The sequence below is a fragment of the Pseudomonas brassicae genome (genome assembly GCF_010671725.1).
Classification (GTDB): domain Bacteria; phylum Pseudomonadota; class Gammaproteobacteria; order Pseudomonadales; family Pseudomonadaceae; genus Aquipseudomonas; species Aquipseudomonas brassicae.
On sequence record NZ_JAAHBU010000607.1, the window covers coordinates 1 to 1,277 of the forward strand.

General features: G+C 66.6%; 2 pseudogenes. One reads left to right on the top strand and one right to left on the bottom strand.

The annotated features are described in order from the left end of the window. Nucleotides 1-148: pseudogene (locus G3436_RS26565) on the bottom strand (NAD(P)H-hydrate dehydratase); the annotation flags it as partial. Between the two features lie 64 nt (nt 149-212). On the opposite strand from G3436_RS26565, the pseudogene queG reads away from it, so the two are divergent. After that, nucleotides 213-1,277, top strand: a pseudogene (queG, locus tag G3436_RS26570) (tRNA epoxyqueuosine(34) reductase QueG); the annotation flags it as partial.

Sequence of the window (1,277 nt, forward strand, 5' to 3'; positions counted from 1 at the left end):
ACCGCCCCGCCGGTGCCACGTCGCCGCCGACCACCAGCACATGGCCGAAATCGCCCTTGTGCGCGGCCGGCGCGCGCGGCGCCAGGCCCGCCAGGGTGACGCTGGTGAGCAATAGCGGCTGATTTACAGGGTGTTTGGTCTGAGGCATGCGTCGTTCGGCTCCGATGTCTGGCAGAATTATACGCACCTGAGTCACCGTTGCCCTATTTCGCATGCCTGCTTCCCTGATCGATCTACCTGCCCTCGCCCACGCCATCAAGGAATGGGGCCGTGAACTGGGCTTTGCGCACGTCGGCATCGCCGGTGTGGACCTGGGCGAGCACGAACAGCACCTGACGCGCTGGCTGCCGAGGGCTACCACGGCGAGATGGAGTACATGGGCGCGCATGGCAGCAAGCGTTCGCACCCCGACGAACTGGTGCCCGGCACCCTGCGCGTGGTGTCGCTGCGCATGGACTACCTGCCCGGCGACACGCAGATGGCGCAATTGCTGGCCCAGCCTGAAAAAGCCTACATCTCGCGCTACGCCCTGGGCCGCGACTACCACAAGCTGGTGCGCAAGCGCGTGCAGCACCTGGCCGAGCGCATCCAGAAAGACATCGGGCCGTTCGGCTTTCGCGCCTTCGTCGACAGTGCCCCGGTGCTGGAGAAAGCCATCGCCGAGCAGGCCGGGCTGGGCTGGATCGGCAAGAACACCTTGCTGCTCAACCGCAAGGCCGGCAGCTACTTCTTCCTCAGCGAACTGTTCGTCGACCTGCCCTTGCCGGTGGACACGGCGCAGGCCACCGAGCACTGCGGGCGTTGCACGGCGTGCCTGGACATCTGCCCGACCCAGGCGTTCGTGGGGCCTTACGTGCTGGATGCGCGGCGGTGCATTTCGTACCTGACCATCGAGCTCAAGACTGCGATCCCGGAAGAACTGCGGCCATTGATCGGCAACCGGGTGTTCGGCTGCGACGATTGCCAGATCGTGTGCCCGTGGAACCGCTTTGCGCGGCCGACCGGCGAGGCGGATTTCAAGCCGCGCCATGGCCTGGACAATGCCGGGCTGGCCGAGCTGTTCATGTGGGATGAAGACACGTTTCTGGCCAGCACCGAAGGCTCGCCGCTACGCCGGGCGGGGTATGAGCGCTGGCTGCGCAACCTGGCGGTGGGGCTGGGCAATGCGCCCTCGACCATACCGGTGCTGGCGGCACTGCAGGCACGGCGCGAGTATCCGTCGCAGCTGGTGCGCGAGCATGTGGAGTGGGCGCTGCGCCAGCATGCGGCACGCGCCT